Annotated in this window: 19 protein-coding genes; 12 read left to right on the top strand and 7 right to left on the bottom strand. The window is 70.8% G+C overall.

Translation table 11 applies throughout. The annotated features are described in order from the left end of the window. Positions 1 to 76: 76 nt before the first annotated feature. Entirely contained in the window at positions 77 to 781 is a 705-nt protein-coding gene (locus tag ACFWPS_RS06220) for a VanZ family protein (protein WP_383701593.1), read from the top strand. Between the two features lie 44 nt (positions 782 to 825). After that, positions 826 to 1,959 carry a sensor histidine kinase gene (locus ACFWPS_RS06225; protein WP_383701595.1) on the top strand — a complete coding sequence of 378 codons (1,134 nt, stop codon included), beginning with the start codon at positions 826 to 828 and terminating at the stop codon, positions 1,957 to 1,959. Here the strand turns inward: ACFWPS_RS06225 and ACFWPS_RS06230 are convergent. Next, entirely contained in the window at positions 1,947 to 4,940 is a 2,994-nt protein-coding gene (locus ACFWPS_RS06230; RefSeq protein ID WP_383701597.1) for a bifunctional [glutamine synthetase] adenylyltransferase/[glutamine synthetase]-adenylyl-L-tyrosine phosphorylase, read from the bottom strand. The genes ACFWPS_RS06225 and ACFWPS_RS06230 overlap by 13 nt on opposite strands. A 273-nt stretch (positions 4,941 to 5,213) precedes the next feature. On the opposite strand from ACFWPS_RS06230, the gene ACFWPS_RS06235 reads away from it, so the two are divergent. From ACFWPS_RS06235 to ACFWPS_RS06245, 3 genes are read left to right on the top strand one after another with little or no spacing between them, the layout of a single operon-like run. After that, entirely contained in the window at positions 5,214 to 6,086 is an 873-nt protein-coding gene (locus tag ACFWPS_RS06235; RefSeq protein WP_383701599.1) for an alkaline phosphatase family protein, read from the top strand. Position 6,087: 1 nt separating this feature from the next. After that, positions 6,088 to 7,386, top strand: coding sequence for an MFS transporter (locus tag ACFWPS_RS06240; RefSeq protein WP_383701601.1), 1,299 nt, complete (start codon positions 6,088 to 6,090; stop codon positions 7,384 to 7,386). Beyond that, entirely contained in the window at positions 7,383 to 8,402 is a 1,020-nt protein-coding gene (locus ACFWPS_RS06245) for a TolB family protein (RefSeq protein WP_383701603.1), read from the top strand. Before ACFWPS_RS06240 ends, ACFWPS_RS06245 begins: the two co-directional genes overlap by 4 nt. An 11-nt stretch (positions 8,403 to 8,413) precedes the next feature. Here the strand turns inward: ACFWPS_RS06245 and ACFWPS_RS06250 are convergent, their stop codons facing one another. Together ACFWPS_RS06250 and glnA are read right to left on the bottom strand one after the other, a co-directional pair. Further along, complete coding sequence (locus ACFWPS_RS06250; protein ID WP_383701605.1) at positions 8,414 to 9,973, bottom strand: protease pro-enzyme activation domain-containing protein; 1,560 nt, start codon at positions 9,971 to 9,973, stop codon at positions 8,414 to 8,416. Between the two features lie 168 nt (positions 9,974 to 10,141). After that, entirely contained in the window at positions 10,142 to 11,503 is a 1,362-nt protein-coding gene (gene glnA / locus ACFWPS_RS06255; RefSeq protein WP_089101251.1) for a type I glutamate--ammonia ligase, read from the bottom strand. 365 nt (positions 11,504 to 11,868) lie between these two features. Between glnA and ACFWPS_RS06260 the strand changes: the two genes are divergently transcribed. Then, on the top strand, positions 11,869 to 13,062 hold the full coding sequence (locus ACFWPS_RS06260) for a globin domain-containing protein (protein WP_383701607.1): 1,194 nt from the start codon (positions 11,869 to 11,871) through the stop codon (positions 13,060 to 13,062). 74 nt (positions 13,063 to 13,136) lie between these two features. On the opposite strand, the gene ACFWPS_RS06265 is transcribed toward ACFWPS_RS06260, so the two are convergent. Together ACFWPS_RS06265 and ACFWPS_RS06270 are read right to left on the bottom strand one after the other, a co-directional pair. Then, positions 13,137 to 13,661, bottom strand: coding sequence for a hypothetical protein (locus tag ACFWPS_RS06265; RefSeq protein ID WP_383701609.1), 525 nt, complete (start codon positions 13,659 to 13,661; stop codon positions 13,137 to 13,139). A gap of 191 nt (positions 13,662 to 13,852) precedes the next feature. After that, positions 13,853 to 14,305: an Rrf2 family transcriptional regulator gene (locus ACFWPS_RS06270; RefSeq protein ID WP_383701611.1), complete on the bottom strand. Its 453-nt coding sequence runs from the start codon at positions 14,303 to 14,305 to the stop codon at positions 13,853 to 13,855. 170 nt (positions 14,306 to 14,475) lie between these two features. On the opposite strand from ACFWPS_RS06270, the gene ACFWPS_RS06275 reads away from it, so the two are divergent. The 4 genes from ACFWPS_RS06275 to ACFWPS_RS06290 all read left to right on the top strand — a co-directional run bounded on the left by ACFWPS_RS06275 (position 14,476) and on the right by ACFWPS_RS06290 (position 19,101). Continuing rightward, complete coding sequence (locus tag ACFWPS_RS06275; protein ID WP_383701613.1) at positions 14,476 to 15,150, top strand: DUF3105 domain-containing protein; 675 nt, start codon at positions 14,476 to 14,478, stop codon at positions 15,148 to 15,150. Position 15,151: 1 nt separating this feature from the next. Next, a complete protein-coding gene (locus tag ACFWPS_RS06280) occupies positions 15,152 to 15,787 on the top strand; it encodes a DUF305 domain-containing protein (protein WP_383701615.1) in 636 nt (211 codons plus the stop codon). Positions 15,788 to 16,114: 327 nt separating this feature from the next. Continuing rightward, complete coding sequence (locus ACFWPS_RS06285; protein ID WP_383701617.1) at positions 16,115 to 18,076, top strand: protease pro-enzyme activation domain-containing protein; 1,962 nt, start codon at positions 16,115 to 16,117, stop codon at positions 18,074 to 18,076. Positions 18,077 to 18,252: 176 nt separating this feature from the next. Beyond that, a complete protein-coding gene (locus tag ACFWPS_RS06290) occupies positions 18,253 to 19,101 on the top strand; it encodes a hypothetical protein (protein WP_383701619.1) in 849 nt (282 codons plus the stop codon). A 20-nt stretch (positions 19,102 to 19,121) separates the two neighbouring features. Here the strand turns inward: ACFWPS_RS06290 and ACFWPS_RS06295 are convergent, their stop codons facing one another. Both ACFWPS_RS06295 and ACFWPS_RS06300 read right to left on the bottom strand, forming a co-directional pair. Further along, positions 19,122 to 19,334: a DUF397 domain-containing protein gene (locus ACFWPS_RS06295; RefSeq protein WP_383701621.1), complete on the bottom strand. Its 213-nt coding sequence runs from the start codon at positions 19,332 to 19,334 to the stop codon at positions 19,122 to 19,124. Further along, positions 19,306 to 20,169: a helix-turn-helix domain-containing protein gene (locus tag ACFWPS_RS06300; RefSeq protein WP_383701623.1), complete on the bottom strand. Its 864-nt coding sequence runs from the start codon at positions 20,167 to 20,169 to the stop codon at positions 19,306 to 19,308. The genes ACFWPS_RS06295 and ACFWPS_RS06300 overlap by 29 nt, the downstream gene beginning before the upstream one ends. Positions 20,170 to 20,302: 133 nt before the next feature. On the opposite strand from ACFWPS_RS06300, the gene ACFWPS_RS06305 reads away from it, so the two are divergent. Both ACFWPS_RS06305 and ACFWPS_RS06310 read left to right on the top strand, forming a co-directional pair. Beyond that, complete coding sequence (locus ACFWPS_RS06305) at positions 20,303 to 20,530, top strand: hypothetical protein (protein ID WP_383701625.1); 228 nt, start codon at positions 20,303 to 20,305, stop codon at positions 20,528 to 20,530. Beyond that, positions 20,527 to 20,943: an ATP-binding protein gene (locus tag ACFWPS_RS06310; protein ID WP_383701627.1), complete on the top strand. Its 417-nt coding sequence runs from the start codon at positions 20,527 to 20,529 to the stop codon at positions 20,941 to 20,943. The genes ACFWPS_RS06305 and ACFWPS_RS06310 overlap by 4 nt, the downstream gene beginning before the upstream one ends. Positions 20,944 to 20,953 lie beyond the last annotated feature (10 nt).

A 20,953-nucleotide genomic window follows, 5' to 3' on the forward strand; every position in this document is an offset into this window, starting at 1 on the left:
GGCAGACTCCGTGTATCGCGGGCGTATCGAAAAACGCGTACACCGCCGCAACGGCCCTCCGCGTCCCATGGAGGGCGTGAACCACGACGCAACCCTGACAGCACCTCCCCGCCGCGCGCGCCGGATCGTGCTCCCCGGCCTGGCGCTCCTCGGCACGGCGGGCGCCCTGTTCGTCGTACGGCGGCCGCTCATGATGTCCGCCCCGAGGTGCATGGCCGGGCAGTGGCACGGCTGCTTCGACACGTTCAACGGCGTGGTGCTCATGACGCTGGTGACGCTGCCCCTGGCCGCGCTGGTGGCATGGGCGCTGGCGCACCGTCGGCGTGCCGCCGGTGTCACGTCGGCGTGGCGGACGTCGCTGGCCGAGGTGGGCATGGTGCACGGGACGGTGCCGTTCGTGTGGCTGACCATGATGCCGGGCGGGGCAGCCGGCTCCGCCCCCGCCCGGGTGAGCCTCGTGCCGCTGCGGGACCTGGTCACGATGGGGGCGCTCGGGATCGTCGGCAACCTGCTGGTCTTCGCGTCGCTGGGGTTCTTCGCCCCGATGCGGTTCGCGGCGCTGGCGTCCACGCCGCGGATCCTGGCACTCGGGACAAGCTGCTCGGTCCTGGTGGAGACCGCACAGTACGTCCTGCGCCTCGACCGGGTGTCCTCGGTGGACGACGTCCTGGTCAACGCCACCGGCGCCCTGCTGGCCGGGCTGGCGTCGCGCCCCTGGTGGCGTACGACGGCACAGGCCCCGTCGGACCGGCCGCGCCGCGCGCTCCCGTCGACGGGCTGAGTCACATGCCGGCCCTATCGTGTGCTGCCTACGCTGGGGACACCGTGAACAGACGCCCGAACCTCAGCGCCCGGCTGAAGCTCACCCTCAGCTACGCCGCATTCCTCCTCGTCGCAGGCGTTCTCCTGCTGGCCGTGATGTGGGTGTTCGTGCTGCGCTGGCTGCCGAACGACGACGCCAGATCCATCCAGAGGAGGTTCGGCGCCGTGATCATCATCGGGCCCAAGCGCTCCGACCTGCTGAACGGCTTCGCCCCCGCCGCGGCCACGGCACTGGCCTTCCTCCTCGTCTTCGGCCTGCTGGGCGGCTGGATCCTCGCCGGCCGGATGCTCGCACCCCTCACCCGGATCGCGTCCGCGGCCCGGATGGCCTCGAACGGATCGCTCTCCCACCGGATCCGCATGAGAGGCCCCAGAGACGAGTTCCGTGAACTCGCCGACGTGTTCGACACCATGCTCGAACGGCTCGAATCCCACGTCGCCGAACAGCAACGGTTCGCCGCGAACGCCTCCCACGAGCTGCGCACCCCGCTGGCCGTCTCCCGGACACTCCTCGACGCCGCCCGCAACGACCCCACGCGGGACCAGGGCGAACTCATCGAACGCCTGCGCACCGTCAACACGCGGGCGATCGACCTGACCGAGGCCCTTCTGCTGCTCAGCCGGGCCGACGGCAGGAGCTTCACCCGCGAGCCCGTCGACCTCTCCCTCGTCGCCGAGGAAGCCGCCGAGACGCTGCTTCCCGTCGCCGAGAAGCGCCGGATCACGCTCGACGTCACCGGCGGGACAGCCCATGCCGTCGGCTCTACGACGCTGATCCTGCGGATGGTGACGAACCTCGTCCAGAACGCCGTCGTCCACAACCTCCCCGCCGGCGGCACCGTGACGGTCCACACCGAACGGCTGCACGACACGAGCGTGCTGCGGGTCGAGAACACGGGCCGTCCGCTCCCGCCGGAACTGGTGCCGGCCCTCACCGAACCCTTCCAGCGCGGAACGGAACGCGTCCGCACCGACGAGCACGCCGGCGTCGGCCTCGGGCTGGCCATCGTGCACAGCGTCGTCCGGGCGCACGACGGCACCCTCGATCTCGCGCCCCGCACCGGCGGCGGTCTCCTCGTCACCGTTCGGCTTCCCGCCCCCTGCGGAGCAGCCGCCAAGCCCCGTCAGGCCCCGTAGAAGAGCTCCTCCACGACCGCCCGGGCCCGCCGCGCCGTCCGCCGGTACGCGTCGAGCATGTCCCCGGCATGCCCGTCCCCGTACCCCAGGTACCGCCCGACCGCGGCCAGCTCCCGGCTCTCCGAGGGGAACGTGTCGCCGGCCCGGCCGCGCACCAGCATCACGGCGTTGCGCACCCGCGTGGCCAGCACCCATGCCTCGTCCAGTATCGCGGCCTCCTCGGTCCCCAGCAGCCCGGCCGCCTGTGCCGCGGCCAGCGCCTCCCGGGTCCGGGTGGTGCGCAGTCCCGGCTCGGCCCAGCCGTGCCGCAGTTGCAGCAGCTGCACGGTCCACTCGACGTCGGACAGCCCGCCCGGCCCCAGCTTGGTGTGCAGCTTCGGGTCGGCGCCGCGCGGCAGCCGCTCGGACTCCATCCGGGCCTTCAGCCGCCGGATCTCGCGCACCGCGTCCTCGCCCAGCCCCTCCGCCGGATACCGCAGCGGATCGACCAGCTCGATGAACCGGCGTCCCAGCTCCTCGTCCCCGGCGACCGGTTCGGCACGCAGCAGGGCCTGCGACTCCCACACCAGCGACCACCGGCGGTAGTACGCCTCGTAGGACTTGAGCGTGCGTACCAGCGGCCCGGACTTGCCCTCGGGGCGCAGGTCCGCGTCGATGAGCAACGGCGGGTCGGCGCTGGGGATCTGGAGCAGCCGGCGCATCTCGGCGACGACCTTGTTGGCCGCGTCGGCGGCCTCCCGTTCGGCCACGCCCTCCCGCGGCTCGTGCACGAACAGGACGTCGGCGTCGGAGCCGTAGCCCAGCTCGTGTCCCCCGAACCGGCCCATGCCGATCACGGTGAACCGGGTGGGCAGGGTGTCCCCCCAGCCGTCCCGGACCACCGCCCGCAGGGTCCCCGCCAGCGTCGCCGCCGTCAGGTCGGAGACCGCGCCGCCGACCCGGTCGACCAGGGCGCCCTGGTCGGCCTCGACGGGCTTGGTCTCGGTGCCGTAGGAGTCCACGATGTCTGCGGCGGCCGTGCGGAACAGCTCGCGGCGGCGCACGCCGCGTGCCGCCCGTACCCCGTCCTCGGCGTTGTCGGCACGGCCGACGGCGGCGAGGATCTCCGGCTCCAGCTGGGCCCGGCCGCGCGGCTCCAGGCCGCCCCCGTCGCCGTCGCCGAGCAGGGCAACGGCCTCCGGGGCGCGCATCAGCAGGTCGGGGGCGAGGCGGCCGGCGGACAGCACGCGGGCGAGGTTCTCGGCGGCGGCGCCCTCGTCGCGCAACAGCCTCAGGTACCAGGGGGTCTTGCCCAGCGCGTCGGAGACCTTGCGGAAGTTCAGCAGGCCCGCGTCCGGGTCGGCGGAGTCGGCGAACCAGCCCAGCAGGACGGGCAGCAGGGTGCGCTGGATGGCGGCCTTGCGGGTGACGCCGGAGGCGAGGGCCTCCAGGTGGCGCAGGGCGGCGGCGGGGTCGGCGTAGCCGAGGGCCACCAGGCGTTCCCGGGCCGCCTCGGCGCTCAGCCGGGCTTCGCCGGGGGCGAGTTGGGCGACGGCGTCGAGCAGCGGGCGGTAGAAGAGCTTCTCGTGCAGGCGCCGTACGACGCCGGTGTGCTGCTTCCACTCGCGGATCAGCTCGGTCACCGGGTCGGCGCGCAGGCCCAGCGAGCGGCCGAGGCGGCGCAGGTCGGCCTCGTCCTCGGGGACCAGGTGGGTGCGGCGCAGCCGGTAGAGCTGGATGCGGTGCTCCATGGAGCGCAGGAAGCGGTAGGCGTCGTCGAGCTGGACGGCGTCGGCGCGGCCCACGTAGCCGCCGGCGGCGAGCGCCTGGAGCGCGTCCAGGGTGGTGCCGGAGCGCAGGGTGAGGTCGGCGCGGCCGTGCACCAGCTGGAGGAGCTGCACGGCGAACTCGACGTCCCTGAGGCCCCCGGGGCCGAGCTTCAGCTCGCGGTCGATCTCGGCGACCGGGATGTTCTCCACCACGCGCCGGCGCATCTTCTGCACGTCGGCGACGAAGTTCTCGCGCTCGGCGGCCTTCCACACCAGGGGTTCGAGCGCGGCGACGTACTCCTGCCCGAGGTCGAGGTCGCCGGCGACCGGGCGGGCCTTGAGCAGGGCCTGGAACTCCCAGGTCTTGGCCCAGCGCTGGTAGTAGGCGAGGTGGCTGCTGAGGGTGCGGACGAGGGGGCCGTTGCGGCCCTCGGGACGGAGGTTGGCGTCGACGGGCCAGATCGACCCCTCCACCGTCGTCTCGGAGCAGATCCGCATCATGTGCGAGGCGAGCTTGGTGGCGGACCGCAGCGCCTTGCCCTCGTCAGCTCCGTCGGCGGCCTCGCCGACGAAGATCACGTCGACGTCGGAGACATAGTTCAGCTCGTGGCCGCCGCACTTGCCCATGGCGATGACCGCGAGCCGGCAGGCGGCGGCGTCCTCGGGCGCGGCGGCCTCGGCGAGGGCGAGGGCGGCGCGCAGGGTGGCGGTGGCCAGGTCGGCGAGTTCGGCGGCGGTCTGGGCGACGTCCGTCGTCCCGCACACGTCACGGGCCGCGATGGACAGCAGGCAGCGCCGGTAGGCGACACGGAGGGAGACCGGGTCGGCGGCCCCGGCGAGCCCGCGTTCGAACTCCGCGACGCCGGGATGCAGGTCGCGGGGCTCGTAGGTGACCAGGGCCTCCCAGTCGCGCGGGTGCCGGGCGAGGTGGTCGGCGAGGGCGGCGGAGGCGCCGAGGACGCCCAGCAGGCGGTCCCGCAGCGGTTTGGCCGCTATCAGGGTGTCGAGCAGCTCCCGGCGGGCGGTGGGGCCGGGCTGGGCCTCCAGGAGCCGTACCAGGCCGTGCAGGGCGAGGTCGGGGTCGGCGGTGGCGCCGAGCGCCTCGAGGAGTACCGGATCATCGCGTACGGCGGCCAGCTCGGCGCTGTCCAGCAGCCGCTCGGCCGCGGAGGCGTCGGTGAAGCCGTGCCGCAGCAGTCGCGTGAAGGTGCTGCTCCTGCGCCCCGGCGTCATCCGCGGCCTCCCTCCGGATCAAGGTCGTCTCCGCCCGAGCCTAACCGCAGACCCCGGCACGAGCGCCGACGAGTGCGCGGCGGGATCCTGGTCAATACCGGCACCACGAGGCCGTTCACCGGGTCCAGTAGTTCATCCGGTCTTCACCTGTCTGGCCGAGCGCGGTGGGAGCGGGGATTATTGGCGTGTGCATGCTCAGTCCGCACCGCCACCGATCCCTCCCTTCCCCCACCACCGGAGGTTGATGTGTCCGGCAGTTCCGCACCTTCTGCGATGCTGCGCCGCACCCGTACGGCGGTGGCGTCCGCCACCGCCTTCACCGCGGCCGCAGTCGGCCTGTGGACCGGGCTCGGCGGCACGTCCGCGCACGCCGCGAGTGCCGTACCGACCCCGGACCACGTGATCGTCGTGGTCTTCGAGAACCACGCCTACAGCCAGGTCATCGGCTCCTCCAGCGCCCCGTACATCAACTCGCTGGCGTCCGGCGGCGCCAACCTGACCCAGATGTACGCCGAGACCCACCCGAGCCAGCCCAACTACTTCGCCCTGTTCTCCGGCTCCACGCAGGGCATCACCGACGACAGCTGCTACACCGCGGGCTTCTCCTCGGCGGCGAACCTGGCCTCCGAGCAGCTCGCCGCCGGACGCACCTGGGCCAGCTACAACGAGACCCTGCCCAGCCAGGGCTCGACCACGTGCAGCAGCGGAAACTACGCGCGCAAGCACAACCCGTGGTTCGGCTTCAGCAACGTGCCGACGTCGACCGCAAAAACGTTCGCCCAGTTCCCCACCGACTACTCCACCCTCCCCCAGCTGTCCTTCGTGACCCCCAACCTGTGCAGCGACATGCACGACTGCTCGGTGTCCACCGGTGACACCTGGCTGAAGAACAACCTGGGCGCGTACGCGACCTGGGCGAAGACCCACAACAGCCTGCTCGTCGTCACCATGGACGAGGACAACCGCCTGGCCGGCAACCGCATCCCGACGGTCCTCTACGGCCAGCCGGTCACCGCGGGCTCCACCTCGGCCACCACGTACGACCACTACGACCTGCTGCGCACCCTGGAGGACGGCCAGGGCCTGAGCGCGCACGCGGGCAACGCGGCGTCCGCGTCCGACATCACCGGGATCTGGACGTCCTGACGTGTACGTAGCGGACAGCCGCGCGAGCACTCCGGCGACGGCGTCCGTGGAAGGTACCGCCCGGCCCGCGACGGCCGGGCGGTACCGCTCCACGATCGCGCCCACCGTCCTCGCCCTCGGCACGGTCAGCCTGGTCACGGACGTGTCCTCCGAGATGGTGACGGCGGTCCTCCCGCTGTACCTGGTGGCGGGCCTGGGCCTGTCCCCGCTGGGCTTCGGCCTCCTCGACGGCGTCTACAACGGCTTCTCGGCGGTCGTACGCCTGGCCGGCGGCCACCTGGCCGACCGCGGCGGCGGCCGCCACAAGTGGGTGGCCGGCGCGGGCTACGCCCTCTCGGCACTCTGCAAACCCCTGCTGCTGGTGGCGCATTCGTTGACGCCCATCGGCCTGATCCTGGCGGCGGACCGCACCGGCAAGGGCCTGCGCACGGCTCCCCGGGACGCCCTGATCTCGCTCTCCAGCACCCCGGAGACCCGGGGCCGCGCCTTCGGTGTGCACCGCGCCATGGACACGGCGGGCGCCCTGCTCGGCCCCCTTGCCGCGTTCCTCATCCTCCGGGCGACGGTGGACGGCTACGACGCGGTGTTCACGGTGAGCTTCTGCGTGGCGGTGCTGGGCGTGCTGGTCCTGGTCCTGTTCGTACCGGGCGGCGGCCGTGCCGGGACAGCCGCTTCCACCACCGCTTCCACCACCTCTCCCATCGCGCGCCCCACCCTGCGCGCGGCACTCGCCCTCCTGGCCGACCGCGACCTGCGCCGCCTCACCGTCTGCGCCCTCCTCCTGGGCCTCGCGACGGTGAGCGACTCCTTCGTCTACCTGCTGCTGCAACGCCGGCTCGGTGTCCCGGACCGCTGGTTCGCCCTCCTCCCCCTCGGCACGGCGGCCGCGTTCCTGCTCCTCGCCGTCCCCCTGGGCCGCCTCGCGGACCGCTGGGGCCGCTGGCGGGTCTTCCTGACCGGCCACGGAGCCCTGTTGCTCGCATACGCGCTGCTGCTGACGTCCTGGCACGGCACCGCCCTCCCCTACGCGGTGCTGGCCCTGCACGGCACGTTCTACGCGGCGACCGACGGTGTCCTGATGGCGGCCGCGTCGGACAGCGTCCCCGAGACGCTGCGCTCGTCGGGTCTGGCGCTGGTCCAGACGGGCCAGGCGGCGGCGCGTTTCGCCTGCTCACTGGGGTTCGGGGCGGCGTGGACGCTGTGGGGCGACCGTACGGCGCTGAGCGTGTCGGCGGTGGCCCTGGCGGTGTGCGCGGTGTACGCCCTCACCCTGCGCCCCTTCCGGAAGGCCACCGCATGACCGTCCGCTCCCGCCTCCTGATCCTTCTCTCGGCGCTCGCGGTCCTGGCGGCCGTCGCCCTGGCCTCCGTCCTGCACGCCTCGGCCCGGGCGGAGCGCCGCGACCACACCCGGGCGGGCGGCCCGAAGGTCAGCGCGGGGACGGTCACACTGACCACCCCCGGTCGCATGGTCTTCCGCAACATGGCGTGGGGCCCGCACCGGGACGAACTGAGCACGGTCCCCGCCTCCTCCCCCTCCGGCCCCCGCACCGCCTCCGGCGTGAAATGCCTCCGCTTCTACGCCGCCGCGGGCACCGGCGTCTGCCTCCAGGCCGTCCACGGGCCGGTCTCGGACACCTACCGTGCCCTGATCCTGGACGCGAACCTGCACACGAGGGCCCACTACGACGTCCCGGGCATCCCGTCCCGGGCGCGGGTCTCCCCCACCGGCCACTACGCGGCCTGGACGGCGTTCGTGGGCGGCGACTCGTACGCGGGCACGAACTTCTCGACCCGCACGGCGATAGCCGACACCCGCACTGGCACCCTGATCCCGTCCCTGGAGACGTTCCGGATCATCAGGGACGGCCGTCCCTACCAGGCCGCGGACGTCAACTTCTGGGGCGTGACGTTCGCCCCGGACGACCGCACGTTCTACGCGACGCTGGCGACGAAGGGCTCGACGTACCTGGTCCGGGGCGACCTGCACACCCACACGGTCACCACCCTCCACAGCAACGTCGAATGCCCCTCCCTCTCCCCCGACGGCACCCGCATCGCGTACAAGAAACGGGTGAAGGGCCTCCCCAAGGACGCCCCCTGGCGCCTGTACGTCCTGGACCTGAGGACGATGCGCGAGACGCCGCTGGCCGAGACCCGGAGCGTGGACGACCAGGCGGTCTGGAAGGACGCCCGCACGATCGTGTACGCGCTGCCGGGGGACTACGGCGCGGACCTGTACTCGGTCCCGGCGGACGGCACGGGGAAACCGCGACGCATCAGCGTCTCGGCGGTCTCCCCGGCCTATGTCCGCTGATCCGGACGGTCTCAGACCGTCTTCAGCGCCTTGAGCAGTTCGTTTCCGACGGGCACGCCGAAGCCGGTGTCCGCGTCGTACCCGGGCCGGACCTTGTAGCCCCGGCCAGGGAAGGGGAACGAGGCGTTGTCGTGGCCCTTGTCGATGTCCCGGCAGGCGTGCACGCCGAGCGGCTTGCCGTTGGTACCGGTGCCGTACAGCAGCGGGGTGAGGAACCGGTGCTGCTTGGCGGGGGGCAGCAGTTCGTAGACACGGGCGATGAGAGCGGCCCACAGCGGTGCCGAGGCGCTGGTGCCGCCGTTGGGGGCGGGGTGGCCCACGAAGACCAGGTCGTAGAAGGGCGGCCCCGCCAGCGCCGCGACGTCCGGGACCACCCGGCCGTCGATGGCATCCGGGTTGAGGGAGTCGACCCGGACGGTCTGCCAGTCCGGCCGGTCCCATACGACGCTGACGCCGCCGCCGGTCGCCCCGCCGCCCCCGTTGCGGTCGCCGGGCGAGACCCACCAGGACTGCTCCACGTCACCGCGGACGATCTTGGTGCCGCCCACGCCGAGCACATACGGACTGGACGCCGGGAAGTCCACATGGCACTGGTCGTCGCCCACCTGGTCGCCCGAACCGTCGTCGCCCGAGGAGACACAGATGGTGATGCCCTTGTGCGCGGCCGCGGCGAGGCGCTTGTTGATCTCGTGAATGCCCAGCAGTGACCAGTCGGGGTCGTCCTCGGCCAGACCGTAACTGATCGAGACCGCATCGGGGTTGGCGAGGATGACCTGGTCGAGGAGGTCGATCCAGCCCTTCTGGTCCCAGTCGGCGAAGAGGACCGAGATGTCCGCCTCGGGGGCCAGGCCGACGACGATCTGCACGTCCATCATGACCTCGCCGGCCACCTCGAACGCCATCTCCCGCTCCTGCCTGGGGAGCTGCCTGAGCTCGTCCAGGGTGCGCGGCGGGGTGTACCCGACGGGCACGATGTTCACGGTCGGCGGAGTCAGACCGTGGTTCCGGCAGAAGAGCTCGGTGTCCGCGTCGAAGTAGCATCCGTTGAACTCGAGGATGATGACCTTCTGGTGCCGGCCGGTGCCTTCGGGGAACTGGTACTGCTCCTCCAGGTCCTGCGGCGTGAGCGAGCCGTGGTCACCGTGTCCGGGAAACACCCTGCGCCGGGCCACCCGCCGCTTGTCCAGGCCGAAGACACCAGCGACGATGCCGTCGAGGTCGGCGGGGATCTCGATCTCGCCCTCCCGCCCTCGGAACACGCCCTGCCGCTCGCCGTGGTAGAGCTTCAGCTCGGTCCGGAAGGCGCGGTTTAGATCCTTCGCCTTCCCCGTCATCTCGATGCTGCCGACCTCAAGACGCTCGTCCGTCACCCTGAGGCCGTACCGGCCGAGAGACTCCTTCACCTTCTCCGCGTCCGCGCGGCGCTGCTCCGGGTCGTCGTTCTTTCCCGCGTCGCGCAGGGAGACGGTGACCGCGATCTCCTCGTTCGGATCGACGGGTTCCGCGATGCTCACGGACTTCGCGGGATGGGGCCGCTCGCTACCGGCGAGGCGCACGTGCTGGTCGGGCATGGGGGACCACCTTCTGTTGGGGGACAACAGCCAGGTGAATAAATGTGCGAGCTTTCACAATTTCACACACTATGTCCGACAGGATCATCAGGACGGCGGCACCCACGACGCCGGACGGGGTCGGCGCTCCAGGAGCACCGACCCCGTCCGCGGGACAAGCAGGCAGACCTACAGCACCGGCAGGTTCTTCCGCAGCTCGAAGGCGGTGACCTCGGAGCGGTACTCCTCCCACTCCTGGCGCTTGTTGCGCAGGAAGAAGTCGAAGACGTGTTCGCCGAGGGTGTCGGCGACCAGGTCGCTGTTCTCCATGAGGGTCAGGGCCTCGCCGAGGTTCTGCGGGAGGGGTTCGATGCCCATGGCGCGGCGCTCGGCGTTGGAGAGGGCCCAGACGTCGTCCTCGGCGCCCGGCGGGAGCTCGTAGCCCTCCTCGATGCCCTTGAGGCCGGCGGCCAGGAGGACGGCGTAGGCCAGGTACGGGTTGGCGCCGGAGTCGATGGAGCGGACCTCGACGCGGGCCGAGCCCGTCTTGCCGGGCTTGTACATCGGGACGCGGACCAGGGCGCTGCGGTTGTTGTGGCCCCAGCAGATGTACGACGGGGCCTCGCCGCCGGCGCCCGCCGTGCGCTCGGAGCCGCCCCAGATGCGCTTGTAGGAGTTCACCCACTGGTTGGTGACCGCCGCGATCTCGGCGGCGTGCTTCAGCAGGCCCGCGATGAAGGAGCGGCCGACCTTGGAGAGCTGGAACTCGGCGCCCGACTCGTAGAACGCGTTGCGGTCGCCCTCGAAGAGGGAGAGGTGGGTGTGCATGCCGGAGCCGGGGTGCTCGGAGAAGGGCTTCGGCATGAAGGTCGCCTGCACCCCCTGCTCCAGCGCCACCTGCTTCATGACCAGCCGGAACGTCATGATGTTGTCGGCCGTGGAGAGCGCGTCGGCGTAGCGCAGGTCGATCTCCTGCTGGCCGGGGGCGCCCTCGTGGTGGGAGAACTCGACCGAGATGCCCATCGACTCCAGCATGGTGATCGCCTGGCGGCGGAAGTCCATGCCGACGTTGGTCGGGGTGTGGTCGAAGTAGCCCGAGTTGTCGGCGGGGGTGGGACGAGAGCCGTCCAGCGGGCGGTCCTTCAGGAGGAAGAACTCGATCTCCGGGTGGGTGTAGAAGGTGAAGCCCAGGTCGGAGGTGCGGGCCAGGGCGCGCTTCAGCACGTACCGGGGGTCCGCGAAGGACGGGGAGCCGTCCGGCATGAGGATGTCGCAGAACATGCGGGCCGTGCCGGGGGTCTCCGCGCGCCACGGGAGGACCTGGAAGGTGGACGGGTCCGGCTTGGCGATCATGTCGGACTCGTATACCCGGGCGAAGCCCTCGATGGCGGAGCCGTCGAAGCCGATGCCCTCGTCGAAGGCCTGCTCAAGCTCGGCCGGGGCCACGGCGACGGACTTGAGGAAGCCCAGCACGTCCGTGAACCACAGGCGTACGAACCGGATGTCGCGCTCCTCCAAGGTCCGGAGCACGAACTCCTGCTGCTTGTCCATCTTCCGCTTCCCCATCCTTGCTGGTCAGGCCGCCTGTCTCCCTGTCCCGCAGGAGGCGGTCGGGCACCTGAGCATCACACCACAACAGCATTTCATGCGCGTTGCGCACCTTGATCGCCCGGGCGACCTCGGCCTGAACGGCTCTCGTACGGCAGATGTCCTGCCCTGTCGCCCATCTTGCCTGTTCGCGCCGACATCCGTAATGGCCGGTTCGGTTTCCCGGGCGCCGGTCAGGCGACGGACCCCATGGTGACGGACACCACGGGCCTTAAATTTGAATCTCAGATGCAAGTTTTAATAGCGTGCGGGACAACGAGCCGTTCGGCCGAGCCAGGCCGGGCCACGCAGAGCCACCAGGAGCCCCGATGCTGTCCGAGCCGTCCGCCGCCACCGTCCGCGCCACCCTGCCCGCCGTCGGCGCGGCGCTCGGCGAGATCACCGAGCGCTTCTACGCCCGCCTCTTCGCCGCCCACCCCGGCCTCCTGCGCGACCTCTTCAACCGCGGCAACCAGGCCGCCGGCACCCAGCGCCAGGCCCTGGCCGGCTCCGTCGCCGCGTTCGCCACCCACCTGCTGGACCACCCGGACCAGCGACCCGACGCCCTGCTGAGCCGCATCGCCCACAAGCACGCCTCCCTGGGCGTCACGCCCGAGCAGTACGAGGTCGTCCACGAGCACCTCTTCGCCGCCATCGCCGAGGTGCTCGGCGGGGCCGTCACCCCCGAGGTCGCGGCCGCCTGGGACGAGGTCTACTGGCTGATGGCGAACGCGCTCGTCGCGATCGAGAAGCGGCTGTACGAGGAGAGCGGGGGCCTGCGGGGGCTGCGGCCGTGGGAGGTCGTCGAGCGGGTCGTGGAGACCGCCGACGTGGTGACCTTCCGGGTGCGGCCGGCGGACGGCGGGGCGACGGTGCGCGGTTTCCGGGCCGGGCAGTACGTCTCCGTGGGCGTCACGCTCCCCGACGGCGCCCGCCAGATACGCCAGTACAGCCTCTCCGGCGCGCCGGGCGAGTCGGTCCGCCAGTTCAGCGTCAAGCGCGTGCACGGCGACGACGCGACGCCCGACGGCGAGGTCTCGAACCACCTGCACGCGCGCGTGCGCGAGGGTGACGTCCTCGAACTGTCGGAACCGTACGGCGACCTCGTCCTGGGCGACACCGCCGGCCGCCCCCTCCTGCTCGCCTCCGCCGGTATCGGCGTGACCCCGATGGTCGCGATGCTGGCCGCGCTCGCGGCCGACGGCCACCGCGCCCCGGTGACCGTCGTACACGGCGACCGCTCCCCCGCCGAGCACGCCCTGCGCGCCGACCAGGAGGCGTACGCGGCGAAGCTGCCGGACTGCGCCGTGCGCTTCTTCTACGAGCGGGACGCCGGCCCGGGCAGCCACACCGGCCTGGTGGATCTCGCCGGCATCGAAGCCGCGCCGGGCACGCGCGCGTACCTGTGCGGCCCGCTCCCCTTCATGCGCGCGGTACGCACCCAGCTGCTCGCCAAGGGTGTCTCACCGGCCGACATCCACTACGAGGTCTTCGGGCCCGACCTGTGGCTGGCGGCGGCTTGAGCTTCTCGGGCCGCTGCCGGGAGGGCCGGCCGCTCCCGGAGGGAGAGACCGGCCCCCGCGCCGGGCGGACGGGATCAGCTCAGGCCGAGGTCCGACAGCGCGGTCGTCCAGTCCGTGACGATCGCGTCCTGGGCGTCGCCGAGGGTGACGGTGCCCGCGCAGACGGCCTTCTTGAGCTTGTTCTCGACGGTGTCCTTGTTGGCGGCGGTCTTGGTGCCGTACTCCGGCTCGGGCCAGAGGTTGAGCTCACTCTTGGGGGCGCCGCCGAGTTCGAGGGGGACGAAGTGGTCCTCCTCGTAGTCCGAGGTGCTGGTGTCCGTGTAGCCGTACTCGACGATCTGCTTCTTCTTCAGCGCGGTCGTGTAGGAACTGGAGGGCCGGACGGTCGCGGTCCAGCCGGAGACGCAGATGGTGGAGTCGATGGTGGACTGGGTGACGTCCGGGTTGAAGTCGCCGGGCTGGCAGCTGGGGTCGGGGAGGGGGAGGTAGTCCTGGCTGCAGCTCTGCGCGTGTGCGGTGCCGGCGGCGACCGTGAGGCCGGCGGCGGCGAGGGCGAGGGAGGAGAGGGCGGTGACCAGGGAGCGGGATATTCGGGGCATGGGGGATCTCCCGGAGCGGTGCCCGGCAGGAATTCCGGGCGGTCGTGAGCATGACAGCACCGGGATCATCTATGCGGGTAGAGCCCTTTGTCGGTCGCGGAGATCCCTTTGTTGAATGTTTGAACACAGCGGGACTTACGGAGGGCAAGTCATGGCCCGCGCTTGGTTGTCGGCAAGCCGCCGCGTGGGCGCTACAGGCGCTGAACCGACCCCGGCCCCTTGGAAATACCGAGCAGCAGGGCCCCCGTCGGCTCCGCCACGATGTCCGCCACCGTCACCGGGTCCAGGGCCGCGAAGAAAGCCTCCTGGGCCCGGCGCAGGGCGCCCCGCAGGCGGCAGCCGGAGTTCAGCGGGCAGGGCGTCGCGCCCTCGCAGTCCACCACGTCGCCGTCGCCCTCGAAGGTGCGCACCAGTGCGCCCACCGAGGAGGTGCGGCCCTTCTCGGTCAGCGTGAGTCCACCGCCGCGGCCGCGCCGGGCGTCGACCAGCCCCAGGTGCTGCAGTTCGGCGACCACCTTCGCGGCGTGCGTGTACGGCACGTCCATGTCCGCCGCGACCTCACGGGTCGTGGGGCTGGACCCGCCCGCGACCGCGAGCCGCATCAGGAGGCGTAGAGCCAGATCGGTGGAGCGCAGCAGCCGCATACCGGCCAGCGTAGGTAATACGCATCCGTCATTCAAATTATCGGTTTCCTGTCGGATCGAGGGTCTTTCCAGGTCTTTCCTGTGCCCTCCCTACGACCGGCCACATCTCCCCCATTACGATCAGCGAGCCCCACCCTCCACGTCCCTTTCCCCCAAGAAGGACACGGCCCATGGCTACCGCCAAGAAGAGCAACAACGCAGCGCGCAAGGCACGCATAGAGGAGATGCGGCGTGCCGAGCAGGCGCGCGATCGGCGCAACCGGATCCTGGTGATCGGCGCGAGCGTCGTGGTCGTCGCCGGTCTGGTGGTCGGCGGAGTGGTGCTCGTCAACTCGCAGTCGGGCAAGAGCGACACCGCGAGCGACGGGAAGAAGGGCAGCTCCGGGGACTCGGGGCACTTCGTGACCGGCAGTGACGGTGTGCGGACCTGGACGGGCAAGCTCTCCCGCACCCACGTGACGGGGACCGTGGACTACCCGATGCACCCGCCGGTCGGCGGCAACCACAACCCGGTGTGGCTCAACTGCAACGGCAACGTCTACACCAAGGCCGTGAAGGACGAGAACGCCGTGCACGCCCTGGAGCACGGCGCGGTCTGGGTGACGTACACCGGCAAGGCGAAGAAGTCCGACGTGGACACGCTGGCGGCGAAGGTGAAGCAGACGCCGTACTCGCTGATGAGCCCGTACACGAACCAGACCTCGCCGATCGAGCTGTCGGCCTGGGGGCACCAGCTGAGCGTGACGAGCGCGGACGACCCGAAGGTCGGCAAGTTCTTCGAGACGTACGTACAGGGCAAGCAGACCCCGGAGCCGGGTGCCTCCTGCACCGGCGGGACGATGTGACGTGAAGAGGCACATCGGCTGGATCGCCGGGACCGCGGCGGCGGCGCTCGTCGCCGCCGGCGCGATCACCTACGCGGTCGCCGAGGACGGCGACGGCGGTGGCGGCGGGCTGAGCGTTCCGAGCGCGGACGGGGCGGACGCGGGGTTCGCGCGGGACATGGCGGTCCACCACCAGCAGGCCGTGGAGATGTCGTACATCGTCCGCGACCACACGAAGAACACGGAAGTGCGGCGGCTCGCCTACGACATCGCGCAGACGCAGGCCAACCAGCGGGGCATGCTGCTGGGCTGGCTGGACCTGTGGGACCTGCCGAAGGTGTCGGCGAAGCCGCCGATGTCCTGGATGGGCATGGGCGACATGCCCGAGCGCGGGGACGGTTCGCTGATGCCTGGCATGGCGACCGACACCGAGCTGAAGAAGCTGGGGACCCTGAACGGCAGGCAGGCGGAGATCTTCTACCTCCAGCTGATGACGGACCACCACAAGGGCGGCATCCACATGGCCGAGGGGTGCGTGGCCAAGTGCACCGTCGCGGTGGAGAAGAGCCTCGCCCAGGGCATGGTGGACGCGCAGCAGTCGGAGCTGACGGCGATGAAGCAGATGCTGAAGGAGCGGGGCGCCAAGCCGCGCGACTGACCGGCCGCGACCGACCGGCCGCGGCTGAACCGCCACGGCCGAACTGCCGTACAAGACGGGTGACTTGTCGACTTAACGGCACCGCAAGCTTTCAACAACAATCGCAACCGATCTGTAATGTTCTGCGCGCTGTCGAAAGTGGACCAAAAGCCCCTAATCAACGCCCACTTGGTACTTCCTTGGGTTTCCCATTCCCCTGGCATGAACAGTTCACCGAAAGAGTGACCCCCATCGCGTGATCCATTCACGGGCCGTTCCGCCGCTGGCCTCCTGGTGATCACGGACGACCGACCACTCCATGCGACGAACCGCATAGCAGGGGGCAGTATGAGATCCAACCGTGCCAAGGTGCGGGCCAGCGTGAGTTTGGCAGCGACACTGCCGATGATCGCCGGCGCGCTCGCGCTCGGCATACCCGCGGCGCACGCCGCGGACAGCCCGGCCCGTGACAGCCTGAAGGGCACCAAGCCCACCTGGGCCACGGCCAAGGCGGACAAGGGCGCCACTTCGAACAGCGCCACGGTCAAGGCCCGGGTCTACCTGGCCGGCCAGGACGCCAAGGGCCTCGCGGCCTACGCGAAGGCGGTGTCCGACCCCAGCTCGCCGCTCTACGGCAAGTACCTCAGCGCCAAGCAGGTGCAGGCCCGCTACGGCGCCACCAAGGCCCAGGTGAAGGCCGTCAAGTCCTGGCTGACCGCGGCCGGCCTGACGGTCACCGAGGTCACGCAGCACTACGTCGCCGTCACCGGCGACGTGTCCGCCGCCGAGAAGGCGTTCGGTACGCAGCTGCACAACTACGCCAAGGGCTCGAAGACCTACCGCGCCCCGGCGACGACGGCGAGCGTGCCGACCGCCGTCAGCGACGCCGTCCTGACCGTCACCGGCCTGGACAACGCGCCGCACAAGGCGACCCACGACGACACGCTGCCGCCCCCGGCCGGCGTGTTCAAGAACTCCGGTCCGTTCTCGTCGTACTACGGCTCGAACACCGCGACCACGCTGCCGGACGCGTACGGCACCAAGATCCCGTACGCCGTCCAGGGCTACACCGGCAAGCAGCTGCGGGCCGCCTACGGCGCCGGCCAGTACACCGGCAAGCACGTGCGCGTCGCGATCACCGACGCGTTCGCCTCGCCGACCATCGCCTACGACGCCGGCACCTACGCCAAGGCGCACGGCGACGCCTCGTGGAAGACGAGCCAGCTGCACCAGGTGCTGCCCTCGAACTACACGAACACCGCCGAGGACGAGTGCGACGCCTCCGGCTGGTACGGCGAGGAGACCCTCGACGTCGAGGCCGTGCACGCGGTCGCGCCGGACGCCGACGTCACCTACGTGGGCGCCGCGTCCTGCCAGGACAGCGACCTGCTGGACGCGCTCAGCAAGATCGTCGACAACCACCTCGCCGACATCGTCTCCAACTCGTGGGGCGACATCGAGGGCAACGAGACCCCGGACGTCCAGGCCGCCTACGACCAGGTCTTCCAGCTGGGCGCGGTGCAGGGCATCGGCTTCTACTTCTCCTCCGGTGACAACGGCGACGAGGTCGCCAACACCAAGGTGAAGCAGGTCGACACCCCGGCCAACTCCGCCTGGGTGACCGCGGTCGGCGGTACCTCCCTCGCCGTCGGCAAGGGCGACAAGTACCTGTGGGAGACCGGCTGGGGCACCGAGAAGGCCACGCTGTCGGCCGACGGCAAGAGCTGGACCAACTTCCCCGGCGCGTTCACCTCGGGCGCGGGCGGCGGCACCAGCAAGACGGTCGGCGAGCCGTACTACCAGAAGGGTGTCGTCCCGGACTCCCTCGCGAAGGCCAACAGCGCCACCGGCAACCGCGTGGTCCCGGACATCTCCGCGATCGCCGACCCCAACACCGGTTTCAAGGTCGGCCAGACGCAGACCCAGTCGGACGGCACCGAGGCGTACAGCGAGTACCGCATCGGCGGCACCTCGCTGGCCGCGCCGGTCATCGCGGCGGTCCAGGCCCTCGCCCAGGAGGCGCGCGGCGGCCAGGCGATCGGTTTCGCCAACCCGCTGATCTACTCCAGGTACGGGACGAAGGTCTACCACGACGTCACGGACAAGCCGACCGGCAAGGACCTCGCGGTCGCCCGCGTCGACTTCGCCAACGGCTACGACGACACGAACGGCCTGCTGACCTCGGTCCGCAGCCTCGGCAAGGACAGCTCGCTGGCCGCGGTCAAGGGCTACGACGACGTCACCGGCGTCGGCACCCCGGCGGCCGGCTACGTGGAGTCGTACCAGCCGAAGGCGCACCGGAAGCACTGATCCGCTGCGCGGCTCGGCCTAGGGGCGTGGGGTCTTCACAGACCTCACGCCCCTTTGCGCTGCGATCAGGCGGTCACGGCCGCACCCACCGCATGAGTCACCCTCTTACCTTGATCTCATGCGGATCACATGCAGGTCAGAGGGGTCTCAGACGGCGTCCCGAAAACGTGACCGGCATGAATTCGCATCCACAGCCCACAGCCCTGCGGGGGCTCGCCAAGGTACCGGAAGCCACCGCGCTGTTCTGGGTGACCAAGCTGCTCACCACCGGCTTCGGTGAGGCGGGCGGCGACTGGTTCTCCGGCGTCTTCCGCAGCGCGGGCGGCCCGCACGGGCCCGGCCACGGCCCGGGTCAGGCGGGTGTCTCCACCGACCAACTGGTCCCGCTCGGGGTGTCCGCCGCAATCCTCGCGGTCACCCTCGTCATCCAGTTCTCCGTCCGCCGGTACCTCCCGTGGGCCTACTGGCTCAACGTCGTGGCGGTCAGCGTCTTCGGCACCGTCGGCGCGGATGTCCTGCACCAGGCCACCGGCTGGTCGACGGCACTGACGACGGGGCTGTTCACGGCGGTGCTCCTCGTCATCTTCGCGGCCTGGTTCGGCACCGAGCGGACCCTGTCCATCCACAGCGTCACCACCCGTCGCCGCGAGGCCTTCTACTGGCTCGCCGTCGTCTGCACCTTCGCCCTCGGCACCGCCGCCGGCGACTGGGCCACCGACTCCCTCGGCATGGACAACCTGCAGGCCGGCTTCGCCTTCGCGGGCGTCATCCTGCTCTCCGGAGCGGTCTTCCGGATGTTCCGCACACCGGCGGTCGCGATCGGCACGTTCTGGTTCGCCTACGTCTTCACCCGCCCGGTGGGCGCGTCCTTCGCCGACTGGGCCCAGTACCGGGGGCTCGGCTGGGGCAACGCGAACACCGCGCTGCTCTCCGGAGCGGCGATCGTCCTGCTCGTCGCCTGGCAGTCCGTGCAGCACGGCCGGACGGCCTTCCGCCCGTCCCGGGTGGCCGTGGAACAGGCCTGACGGAACGGACCCGGCCTCCCTTAGGGCTGCGCCTGCTTGAGGGAGGCCACGAAGGGGGCCCAGGCGGTGGCGGGGAGGAGGAGGGTGGGACCGTGGGGGACTGTTTTGGAATCGCGGACGGGGACGAGGCGGGGCACTCCGTGGGCGACCTCGACGCAGTCCCCGCCGTCACCGTTGCTGTAGCTGCTCTTGAACCAGAGCGCGTCACTCAAGTCGATCCGGCTGCTTGCCATTCCGGTATTCCCCTGCCGCTGCCTCGATCATGGCCAGGGACGTCTCCGGTGACAGTGCGACGGCCCTGAGCCGATCGTATGCCTTGCGGTACTGCTTCACGAGGGCCGGATCGTCGATGGTGTCCCCGCTGTAGGAAGCCTCCGTGTAGACCAGTGGCGGCGCCTCGGGGAACGTCATGACCTTGATGGATGCAGCCATCAGGGGATACGCCCCGGTCTTCCGCAACACGATCTGCGGAACGATCCGGCGGCGCCCGGCCAACTCCGCCACCCGGTCAAGTTGTTCGGCCATCTCCTGCGGAGGCAGGATCGCATCGACTAGCAACGACTCATGCAGGATCGCCCAGTACTCCGGGACGGAGTGGTCCTCGTCGAACAGCCGGGCGCGGGCGAGACGGGCCCGCACCTTCTCCTCCACCCACTCATCGACGGCGGCCGGATGAGCCGACCAGACCAGCGCCCGCGCGTACGGCGCGGTTTGGAGCAGCCCCGGGAAGGTGCTGGGGCACCACTCCTCAATGGACTCGGCGTGCCTCTCCGCCTCCAGGACCTTCTCGAAGTACGCGGCATGCGGGCCCCGCCTCGCCCTCCGCACATCCTCGCAATGCCGCTCGAAGTACCCGTCCGTCCCCAGCACCCGATCCACGTGCCGGGCCAGTTCCAAGGGCATCCGGCGCTCACCGCGCTCGATGTCACTGAGGTGCGACTTGCCGTAGAAGCTGCCCTCGACCAGCTTCTCCAGGGACAGCCCGGCCGCCTCCCGCTTCCACCGCAACTCCTTGCCGTAGAAGCCGGGGACGCTCGAAGATCCGTCGATGTCCTTGCGTCGGGCCACGCGCTCACCGCCGTAACTCTCGGGGCCGTTTCCGCAGTTCGCGTCGCGTACGCGAAGTCTCTTCCACGGTAGCGAGCAGGAAGACATTCTGTGATCGGTTCGTCACACATCGCACAGAAGGCGGCACTCCCCCATGCCCGATCCCTCCCCCACGGCCTACGAGGTCACCCTCTGCGTCGAGGACCTCCGCACCGCCCTCGCCGAACACGGCATCACGCTCCCGTCCCTCCGTGTCGACCTGCCGAGCTTCGCGGGCACATACGCCCCGCCCGCAGGACTCGTCACGCTCGGGAACTGCAACACGGCCACGGCACGAGCGCTCGCCACCGCGCTCAGGAAGACGGCGACGGCGGAGCGATGACGTACCTGGAAGTCCATCTGACGGCCGCCCCGAAGGCCGCACCGGAGCTGCGCCGCCGGCTCCGCGACCACACCTTCGATGTCCGGCTGTGCGCAACGGAGTTGCTGACGAACGTCATCGAGCACGTGGGCGAGGGAACACCGGTGACCGTCCGGGTCATGGGTACGCGGGATCACGGCCGTACCCGCATCGAGGTGACCGACTCCGATCCGCGGACACTGCCCACCCCGCTGCCCGCCTCGGAGACGGAGGAGTCGGGCCGTGGCCTGGCCGTCCTCGACGCGCTGAGCGACCGGTGGGGCGTGGACCGGGATTCCGACCGCAAGACGGTCTGGTGCGAGATCAGCCACTCTCCCGCCCTTGGCATCGCGCCCTTGGGAAATCCCCGTCTTCCGCGGGCGGCGCGGAGATAGCCTCGGCGCT

Origin of the sequence: Streptomyces sp. NPDC058457, from assembly GCF_042720695.1 — a bacterium.
Taxonomy (GTDB): Bacteria; Actinomycetota; Actinomycetes; order Streptomycetales; family Streptomycetaceae; genus Streptomyces.